Origin of the sequence: Vibrio sp. YT-15 (assembly GCF_033337445.1) — a bacterium.
Taxonomy (GTDB): Bacteria; Pseudomonadota; Gammaproteobacteria; order Enterobacterales; family Vibrionaceae; genus Vibrio; species Vibrio alginolyticus.
The window spans coordinates 414,833-424,787 of sequence record NZ_JAWOQR010000004.1 but is presented as its reverse complement, the minus strand read 5'-3'; the positions used below and the strand labels follow the sequence as shown (position 1 = coordinate 424,787).

Genomic DNA, 9,955 nt, shown 5'->3' with positions numbered 1-9,955 from the left:
GAAAGCACCGGTCTTGAAAACCGGCATACGTTAATAGCGTATCTAGGGTTCAAATCCCTATCTCTCCGCCACTTTTAAAAAACCGCTGTTCTTACAGCGGTTTTTTTGTATCTGCTGTTTTTTAACCGCTGTTATCGAAACTTCTAATTGGTTTTTCTCTAGCTCTTTCTTCAAGTTTTTGCGTACCTACTTTGGGTTTAGTTTACGCAGTAATACCTTCAATCGAAGACATTTCCATACGCCATTTGGGCTTCAAATAGAGCTTTTTTAAGTCTCAACGTGGGATGCTTAAACGCATTTTGATAGAGTTCCAGTCTAAATACTGCGGATGCACTTGGAGAAAAAATGAAGCTACTTTACTGGTTAGATGAATGGCAAGCTCTTACTCAGCAAGAACAAGAGATGGCTTTACCTATCTCTGGCTACGATTTACTTGATGATGTATTTGTGAAGTATGAACTCGTCGATCTTAACAAGCCATTGTTATTCACATTTTCTCCTTCCGGTACTGATGTGCAGGTACAAGACTTAACTCCGGATTTTTCTCCTTGGGGCTACGAGCTCGGAATACAACAACAAGTAAACATTATTGCCTTTCAACATTTAGGACAAAGTAATTGGTTCCGTAGTCGGAATTTGATTTTCTTTCTGGAGCAGATATCTGAGTTACTTCATCCCTTCAAATGTCGTTTGGGTTATGGGCAAAGTCAAGGTGGCTTTGCAATTGGCGCGTTCGCTAACTTGCTGAAATTAGAACATCTTTTGTTGTTTTATCCTGTTAGCACAAAAAATAAAGCGTTGGTGCCTTGGGATGATCGGCCGAGTACTGAGCTTGCTCAGCAGTTTGCTTGGGAAAGCGGCTACCATGATCGAGATTTGGGCAATGCCAAAGGTTATATTATTTATGACCCATCCAATCGCATTGATCGTCTTCATGCTGAACGTTATCCAGAGCTTACCCATTTAAAAGTCGTCGGTATGGGACACGGCACTCAATCCACACAATTAGATAAATTAGAATTTTTTAATCTGGTGGCGCAGGAGTTTGTTCGCCATCAAACCTTAGATATTGACCAATTTAATAAGCAAATTCACGCTTTGTTTTAAAAGAGGACTGATATCAGAGTCCCCTGTAACCAGGGGGAGATGATCACACACTAAAAACTAGATTTTTAACACAATTGCTAGGCGCAATTTAGATGGAGGATTAATGAAGTTACTGTACTGGTTGGATGAATGGCAGGCTCTTTCTGTTGAAGAACAGCAAACCAGGCTACCGATGTCCGGGGAGGACTTACTTGATGATGTGTTTGTTAAGTATGAGTTTGTCGACCGTAATAAACCGTTGTTGTTCACCTTTTCCCCTGCTGGTACGAATCTACAAGTACAGGACTTACACTCAGACTTTGCGCCTTGGGGTTATCGCTTAGCCCAGAAACAAAAAGTAAATATTATTTCATTTCAGCATCTTGGGAAAAGTAACTGGTTTCGCAGCCGTAATTTGATTTTCTTTCTAGAGCAACTGTCGACTTTACTTGAGCCCTTTGAATGTCGTTTAGGCTATGGACTTAGCCGCGGTGGTTTTGCTATTGGTGCATTTTCTAATCTATTAAAATTGGATCAAGTATTGATGTTTCACCCGGTCAGCACAAAAAACAAAGTTTTGGTGCCATGGGATGATAGGCCAAGTACTGAACTAGCCCAACAATTTGATTGGGAAGGAAAGTATCATGACCTTGACCTTGGCGATGCAAAAGGCTACATCATTTATGATCCAACTAATGAAATCGACCGCCTTCACGCCAAACGCTACCCAGAGCTCACTCACTTAAGAGTCTTCGGGATGGGACATGGTACCCACGCGACGTATTTGAATAAATTCGGTTTTTACAAGCAAGTGGCCGTAGACTTTATACGTTATCAGAAGATAGATATAGCGCAGTTTCGTCATCAGACCAAAACGCTGCGCTTAAAAGAAGATTACTATCAGTGCCTTAACAAGGCGAATGCGAGCTCACAGCATCGTTTAAACTTACTGAGTACCGCTCATAATGTACTAATTGAAGAAAAGAAAGAACATGTGAAGGAGCATCAAGCGCAAATCGATATTCGGCCACTTGTTGATATTGCACTTAAGCAAGAGTATGACAACCCGAAAGATGCAGTACAGCTTTTGGAAGTCGCTCAGCAGTTGGTTCCGAATGATCCTGTTGTGGAGCACAAGTTGCAGCAACTGTCGTAACGTTGAGATGTAATGCGGACGATATTGGTCGAAATAGGTCAGTGGCTTTTGTCGCTGGCCTTTTTAATAGCTTATGGATTGATATGTCGATGAAATCTAATGAAGCAGTACAAAATAAAAAGCCCAAGCAAATGCTTGGGCTCCATAAATGTTAATGCGAGTTTTAAAACTCTTTTGGTGCAAAGCCTGTCATCACATCAAGGCGAAGTTCTTTACCAACTTTTGTTAATGGGTGAACGATTACTAAGCCGCGTACGCGTTTTTTCAGTTTGCCGATGTCCGCTTGTTCTGCTTTGGTGATTTCACGAGAGAAAGGCATATCAAGTAAGCTTTTACGTTCTTTGTTCAGCTCATAGTTTTGCTTGTGCTTTAACTGGTTAAGCTTTTTGGTAAGCTGTTCTACTTCATCCGTGAACTTTGTAATCATTTCGTGATCACCACGAGAACGTGCCGCATCAAGTTTACGTTGGCATGTATCTAAACGGTTGTGCAGCTTTTGAATATCAGTTTTTATGCTCATGGTAATTTGGCTCAAATTTTAAATAGTCGAGAAGTATAGCATAGCTGAGATCACACGCTCTACTATACTTCTCGATTGCCTGGCTTTAGTTAATCAGTTCATTGCCCGATACGTTACCATCGAAGAAGGCTTCGACGTTATCAAGCGTCACAGAGGCAATGTTATTAAGTGCTTCGTGAGTCAAGAATGCTTGGTGGCCAGTAAACAGCACGTTATGACAAGCCGATAAACGGCGGAAAACATCATCTACAATGACATCGTTAGATTTATCTTGGAAGAATAAGTCTTTTTCATTGTCATACACGTCTAGGCCAAGCGCACCAATCTTACCTTGTTTCAACGCTTCTATCGCCGCTAGTGAATCTAGCAACTCGCCTCGACTGGTGTTAATGATCATTACACCATCTTTCATTTGCGCGAAGGCTTTTTCGTTCAATAAGTGATAGTTTTCTTCACTCATTGGACAATGGAGAGAGATAACATCCGCATTAGCGTAGATTTCTTCAAGCGAACAGTAACGGGCTCCCATTTCTAGCGCTAATGGGTTTTCGTAGGGGTCGTAGCAAAGCAGCTCCATGCCAAGCCCTTTGAAGATACGCATCGTCGCGATACCAATCTTACCCGTACCAATAACACCAACAGTTTTTCCGTAAAAGTTAAAGCCAACAAGACCCTCTAGCGAGAAGTTGGCGTCACGTGTGCGTTGGTAGGCCTTGTGAAGACGGCGGTTTAGGCACATCATTAAACCAACCGTGTGCTCTGCCACTGCTTCTGGTGAGTAAGCAGGAACTCGAACCACTTGTAAGCCTAGTTCTTTGGCTGCTTGTTGATCAACTTTATCAAATCCCGCGCAGCGCATAGCAATAAGCTTGGTCCCGCCCAGAGAAAGCTGTTTAAGAACGGGAGCTGAAAGATCATCATTAACGAACGCACATACAACATCACTGCCGTGCGCCATCTTGGCTGTTTTTTCGGTTAGTCGGAAGTCGTGATAGTGGAATTCAAAATCGCGGTTATTTTTAATTTTATTAAAAGAGGCTTCGTCGTAGGATTTTGCACTAAAAAAAGCAATGTTAATCATGGTTCCCTCTCAAAAAGTGCGGACTTTATAAATAAATATGCTTATAAAGTAATGCAACTTAGCCGCAATGAATAGAGAAATCTTCTCTTTGACTTTTGTTGTATCACATAACAATAAGAAGTACGCCTTTCAGCGAGTGCTATCTTACGGTTCCGCATTAGATACTGTTTGCTTTACGAGCATTAACTGACTAGCATTATCGCTCTTTTCTTGTTCACTTTATTAGCTTAGGCGTTACGACAATGTCAGTAAAATGGTGCTCTATGTTCTTGTGTTGTATGTTTGCTTCTGGCACTCACGCAGCTGTTGACCTCGTTAAAGTCGACAAGTCTAAGCGTCGAATGTATTTGATGGAACAAGGAGCAGTGCTAAAAGAATACCGAATTGCTTTAGGAGCGAACCCTCAAGGACATAAACAAGAAGAGGGAGACAATCGCACACCAGAGGGCGAATACACTCTAGATTATGTTATAGAGGACTCTGCTTTTTATCGTTCTGTGCATATCAGTTACCCTGATGCGATTGATACGTTGGAAGCGAAGCGCCGAGGTGTGTCCCCTGGAGGGAACATCAAAATTCATGGCTTAAAAAACGGTGAGAGTCAGTTGCCGATTTACATCCAAAGTTTTGATTGGACTAATGGGTGTATTGCGATTACCAACGAGGAGATGGACGAATTTATCCAGCTTGTCGAGATGGGGACACCAATTCAGATTGAGTGGTAACAAAAGGTCCCCTTTAATGTTCTGGCTCTTATAGGCTATGGCATAAAGCGCTGTGGATGATCACTAAAAATACCGTCTAACTGAGGCAGGTATTTCAGTTTATTTGGATTGTTCACCGTATAGCACATCACTTTGTAACCGGCTTGTTGGAGTTTGTTTATCTGGCGAGTACGAACCCAGTTAATGTTTAGGTTGCAGCTATAGGCACTAACTTCTTCCAAAAGGCGTTTATCTTTTCTCGTAAAGAATTCACTTAACACACCCAATCGGTAGCCACTGCAGTATTTGTGCATCGCTCTAATGACGTCATGACTAAAGCTCGATAGGAGTACATTCTCTTGCGGCATTGGACTTTTTGTTAACGCATTGGCGAGAGTCTGCGCCACTTCTTCCGCTGGATGGTTGTCTACTTTAACTTCGATATTCAAGTTAAGCTTATTCTCAGTAGCTAAAGTGAGCAGTTCATCTAGTGTCACGATCTTCTCGCCTGAAAAGTCTGTGCTAAACCAACTACCGAAATCTAATGCTTTTAACTCTTCCAGGGTGAGCTCATCAACACGGCCTTGTCCATTGCTGCATCGATTGACGGTATGATCATGGCAAACCACTAAAACATTATCTTTGGTAGGCTGTATATCCACTTCCACCCACCTCAACCCCAGGTCAATGGCTGCCTGAATGCTTATTTTTGTATTCTCAGGGTATGAACCTGCCACGCCACGGTGACCAATTAATAACGTTTCCATTCGCTTTATCTTTTGCTTTGCGGTTGCCAGATTGTACTCGTTTTTTCTATGAAGATATATCTAGGTGCATATTGTTAGGAACCTTTAGTAAAAGTGAACATTAAACTCTAATGGCACGTTGTTGCTTCTTGGACTGAGTCCTGTGGACTTAAAGCATTAGAGTGTTAGTTGTTTAATTGGTAAATGAGTAATAAAATGCGAACCATTTTTATTTGAATGGTGAGTGGTAATGTCACGAGTTTTGATAGTCGATGATGACGTTCCTTTGTGTGAGCTGTTAGAAGCGGTTTTGCAAGAGGAGGGCTACATCGTCTCTTCTGTGCATTGCGGTGAAAGTGCGCTGCAATATATGGAAAAAACGCCTGTAGATCTTGTATTGCTTGATGTCATGTTACCAAACCTTAACGGCATGCAAGTTGCTCGTAGGATCTGTCAGCGCTTCGCGACACCTATTCTAATGCTTACCGCTCTCAACGATGAAAACTCGATGCTTGATGGTTACCAAGCGGGGGCCGATCAGTATATCGGAAAGCCTTTTAATGTCGCTGAGCTTCTAATGCGCATCAAAGCGATTCTTCGTCGTGTTGGCTTGGAACGTCAACGTCAGACGATGTGTAGTACCGTTCAAACGATCAGTGACCAGCTTAATAGCTTACCCCTCACAAGTACGGAAGCTGAACTATTGAGCTACTTGGTAAAAAACCAAGGAGTCGTGATTTCAAAAGCAGAGCTTCAAACCGAAGTGTTAAAGAAAGAGCTGAGTCCTTTTGATCGCAACCTTGATATGCACATCAGTAACATACGTCGCAAGTTAGTTGAGGCGGGGCTTTCCAAGCAACATATCAAAACCTTCCGTGGCAAAGGTTACAGTTATTTAGAGGCTGTAAACCGTTAATGAAGCTCCGGTGTCCACCTTTTATTGCAAAACGTAAAGACAGCTTAGCGTTCAAGTTATTTAGTTGCATGACCGCAATTGTCATTAGCATTTTGGTCGTGCAATCCTTAGCGGAACAAGCTCTGGTGAAAGCCATGTTGAAAGTGCCCGATAGTGTGCGAGAAGAAATGCTAGACCTTGCACATCAAGCTAACGTATTGATTGAGCACGGAGACATGGACGAACTTGCTGACTGGGCAAATGCGCAAAACTTTTATTTATTTGTGTTGAATGAACATCAGCAACCAGTTACGCACCGTCTGATGCATCCGCACTTCGAGTTCAAACTTCAATTTAAGAGAAGCATCGATGATCAACTTGAGGGGAAAGTGAATCGCCCCATCATCAATATTCCTTTAGTTCATGGCAATACTTTAGTGATTCAATTGCCACATCGACTGCACCCTGCAAATGACTTCATTCTGTATTTCTCTATTCTCAAAGTCGTGATTGCAGTGGTTATTTTGGCGCTCTTTTCGCTGCTAATGGCACGTAACTTACAGCAACCATTGGATCGATTGAGAGAAGCAAGCAAAAAGCTATCTAATGGCGATTTTAATGTTAGTGTCGTGAAAGAGCTGAAGTCGAGCACGCGTGAGTTTAACGAGTTAGCGCAAGACTTCGATCACATGACGCAACAGATTCATTCTCTCGCTGAAAAGCAGCGACTGCTTATAAGAGATGTCTCTCACGAATTGAGAACGCCGTTAGCGAGGCAGAACTTGGTTCTGCATCTTTTGCGAAAGCGTGTTGGAGAAAGTGAGCAAAGCCTAGTGACAAGGCTAGAAGATGAAGCAAAAGAGCTAAACCATTTGATCAGCGATATATTGGAGTTCAGTCGCTTGGAAAATGCGCGCTTCGACAAAGCCACGAAACGCTGTGATTTAGAAGTTTTGCTCTCCCCGCAAGTAGAACGTTGCAAAATAGATTTGAAGTCAGAACAGACGTTGTCTTTCCGCTCAGAAGCTGTATGTGCTAAAGCCATTTGTGAAGAAACGCTGGTCATTCGTTGTTTGAACAATCTTATTGGTAATGCCATTAAATATTCAGGACAAGCATCTCAGATAGAAGTTTCTCTGGAAAATTATGTCAAAGAAGGGCAGCAGTTCACCATCATGTCAGTATCTGATAATGGGCCTGGTATTCCAGAGAACAAGCTGGTCGATATTTTTGATCCGTTTACACGCTTAGATGCTTCTAGAGATAAAAAGCTTGGTGGCTACGGTTTAGGTCTTGCGATTGTCAAAGAATCCATGCGTATTATGGGTGGAGCAGTTACGGCGAAAAACCGTGAGCAAGGTGGTCTGAGGGTTACTTTAGTGTTCAAGCAATAAGTATGATTAAGTCGTAATTTTTGTGATTAACGTCACATTATCATGGCGCATCATCAGAGAGTACTTTACAAAAGTTTGCAAATGCAAAGAATGTAAATTTAATGCAAATGGTAATACTTATCACTTATATTCACCCGCGAAATAATTAAGAGGGAATCGCATTCAACAAGTATGTGACCCGAAAAATAATAATCGGAGTGAAAGGATATGTTTACTAAGAGCCATTTGGCGTTAGTGATCGGTGCAGTGTTAGCAACACCTGCAGTGGCGGAAGTTCAAACAGACGAACATGTAGTTGTAGAAGGTCGAGAGTTCGGCTACAAGGCAGATACAAACAGTACAGCAATGCGCATGGAAATGACGCAGCTGGAAACGCCGGGACAAGTAGCGGTTATCGATGAAACGGTAATTGATGAGCAGCGTGCAAGTACACTTGGTGAAGTGCTACGTAACGATGCAAGTGTTAGCGCGGGTGGTACAAGCCGTAACCGCGAACGTTTCTCTCTACGTGGTTTTGAACTTAGCAGTTCAGACGGTTTTCTTCGTGATGGTCGTCAACACTGGTCACATTACCGTCAGCCAATTGAGCTTTTAGAGCGTGTTGAAGTGCTTAAAGGTCCATCAGGTCTGCTATACGGCAAATCTGAGCCGGGTGGCTTGGTAAACATGGTTTCGAAAAAACCAACAACTCAAACACAAGCAAGTTTGAGTCAAGATCTAGGTTCGAACGATCACTCACGCACTGTGCTTGATGTGAGTGGCGCACTAAATGATGCAGAGACACTGCGTGCGCGCGCAATTTTTGCCAAAGAAAGCTACGGCTCTTGGCGCAGATACGGCGATGGTACAGAGCCAGAAACAGATCGTACGGTAGCGGGCCTAGTGGTTGAGTACGACATCACCGACAACTTTATGGTATCGGCTCATTACGATCGCACGAAAGACGATGGTAGCGTGGACTCTGGCGCATACATTGTTGATGGCAAAGCGGTTCGCGGTGATAAGTACATTTGGGATGCGCAGTGGTCTGAAATTGATAACGAAGTAGAAAACTACGGTGTCGATATTAATGCGCAAGTCACGGATAACGTGAACGTAAAAGCAGGTTACAACCGTCAAGACTTTAAGCGTTTTGATGTGGAGTCTTACCCAGGTTTCGAAACTTATGACCAAGATACTAAGATCGACCATTCTGGTAACGAACGCAAAGATAATTGGGTGTTTGATACTGCATATATAGATGTGACGACGGACTTTTCTCTGTTTGGTACAGATAACACGTTTTTGGTAGGTGCGAACTATCTAGAGTATACCTATGACCGTTTCCAAAAGTATTACAACCCTATAAGTATAGAAGCCGGTCAGACAGTGCCTCGTCCTGGCTACTCAGGGAAAGTTAAACAGTCCACAAGCGAGCACGATACTTGGGGTATCTACGCGCAAAATATGATGACGATTAATGATTACTGGCAAGTGCTTGCAGGTGTTCGTTATGACGAAAAGCGTGATGATGACCTGACCGAAAACCAGGTTTCTCCAAAATTTGGTGTAATTTTCCACCCAGCGACGAATGGCTCGGTTTACGTTCAGTACTCTGAAAGCTTTATGCCGCAAGGTGAAGTCAGCAGTGGTCGTGGCAAAAAGTATATCAATGATGGTGAGAAGCTAGACGCAGAGCGTGGTATCTCTTACGAGATCGGAACTAAGTGGGAACTGTTTGATCAGCGCTTATTTGTATCTGGTGCAGTGTTTGATATCACGTTAGAGAACATCTCGCTGGATGTTGAAAGCGGCAAAGACGCGGGCGGCAATCTCCTACACAAGAAAACGCAAGGTGGTGAGCAAGTTCACAAAGGTGCTGAGTTAATGGCTCAAGGTTTTGTGACCCCAGAGTTGTCGCTAACGGCTTCTGCAATGTATTTGGATGCAGAGTTGACGAAAGCGGATAAAAAATTCGAGGGTAACCGCCCTGTAGACGTGCCAGAGTTCTCGGCAAGTCTATGGTCTAGCTACAAGGTTCAAGACAACACTAACTTAAACCTTGGTTTGATTTATGAAGGTGATCGCTACGGTGATGCAAAGAACACCTTCAAGAAAGATGGCTACGCTCGCGTTGATATGGGCGTGTCATACAAACATAAGTACGATGAAAACTTGGATATTATTGCTCGATTCAATGTCGAAAACTTATTCGATACCGACTACTTCGCAGGTGGTGGTAGCACGAATAGCGAGCAAAAAGGTGCGAGTGGGGTTGTGGTTGGAGAAAGCCGCAACTACATGGCAACAATCCAGTTCAAGTACTGATAACAATTTGATTATTAGAGGGGAAGGGTAGTCTTCCCCTTTGGTCGTTTTTGGAGCACAGAAATA

At 42.9% G+C, this 9,955-nt stretch carries 9 protein-coding genes; 6 read left to right on the top strand and 3 right to left on the bottom strand.

The window, feature by feature from the left end:
* Window positions 1–345 precede the first annotated feature (345 nt).
* Together R7D93_RS11095 and R7D93_RS11090 are read left to right on the top strand one after the other, a co-directional pair.
* Window positions 346–1,107, top strand: coding sequence for a cytosolic protein (locus R7D93_RS11095; protein WP_225496571.1), 762 nt, complete (start codon window positions 346–348; stop codon window positions 1,105–1,107).
* A 103-nt stretch (window positions 1,108–1,210) separates the two neighbouring features.
* Entirely contained in the window at window positions 1,211–2,242 is a 1,032-nt protein-coding gene (locus R7D93_RS11090) for a cytosolic protein (RefSeq protein ID WP_225496569.1), read from the top strand.
* Window positions 2,243–2,405: 163 nt separating this feature from the next.
* On the opposite strand, the gene R7D93_RS11085 is transcribed toward R7D93_RS11090, so the two are convergent.
* Entirely contained in the window at window positions 2,406–2,762 is a 357-nt protein-coding gene (locus tag R7D93_RS11085; RefSeq protein WP_005374274.1) for a YibL family ribosome-associated protein, read from the bottom strand.
* Window positions 2,763–2,847: 85 nt separating this feature from the next.
* Window positions 2,848–3,843 carry a 2-hydroxyacid dehydrogenase gene (locus R7D93_RS11080; RefSeq protein WP_263856380.1) on the bottom strand — a complete coding sequence of 332 codons (996 nt, stop codon included), beginning with the start codon at window positions 3,841–3,843 and terminating at the stop codon, window positions 2,848–2,850.
* A 242-nt stretch (window positions 3,844–4,085) separates the two neighbouring features.
* Here R7D93_RS11080 and R7D93_RS11075 point away from each other — a divergent pair, with 242 nt between their 5' ends.
* Window positions 4,086–4,568: a murein L,D-transpeptidase family protein gene (locus R7D93_RS11075; RefSeq protein ID WP_225496560.1), complete on the top strand. Its 483-nt coding sequence runs from the start codon at window positions 4,086–4,088 to the stop codon at window positions 4,566–4,568.
* Between the two features lie 35 nt (window positions 4,569–4,603).
* Here the strand turns inward: R7D93_RS11075 and R7D93_RS11070 are convergent, their stop codons facing one another.
* On the bottom strand, window positions 4,604–5,314 hold the full coding sequence (locus R7D93_RS11070) for a glycerophosphodiester phosphodiesterase family protein (RefSeq protein ID WP_225496557.1): 711 nt from the start codon (window positions 5,312–5,314) through the stop codon (window positions 4,604–4,606).
* 229 nt (window positions 5,315–5,543) lie between these two features.
* On the opposite strand from R7D93_RS11070, the gene R7D93_RS11065 reads away from it, so the two are divergent.
* The 3 genes from R7D93_RS11065 (at window position 5,544) to R7D93_RS11055 (ending at window position 9,889) form a co-directional block, all read left to right on the top strand.
* A complete protein-coding gene (locus tag R7D93_RS11065) occupies window positions 5,544–6,209 on the top strand; it encodes a response regulator transcription factor (RefSeq protein ID WP_005386018.1) in 666 nt (221 codons plus the stop codon).
* A complete protein-coding gene (locus R7D93_RS11060; protein WP_225496555.1) occupies window positions 6,209–7,582 on the top strand; it encodes a sensor histidine kinase in 1,374 nt (457 codons plus the stop codon). The genes R7D93_RS11065 and R7D93_RS11060 overlap by 1 nt, the downstream gene beginning before the upstream one ends.
* A gap of 207 nt (window positions 7,583–7,789) precedes the next feature.
* Window positions 7,790–9,889 (top strand): TonB-dependent siderophore receptor, encoded by a 2,100-nt coding sequence (locus tag R7D93_RS11055; protein WP_053304676.1) that lies wholly within the window; start codon window positions 7,790–7,792, stop codon window positions 9,887–9,889.
* The last annotated feature ends 66 nt before the right edge of the window (window positions 9,890–9,955 follow it).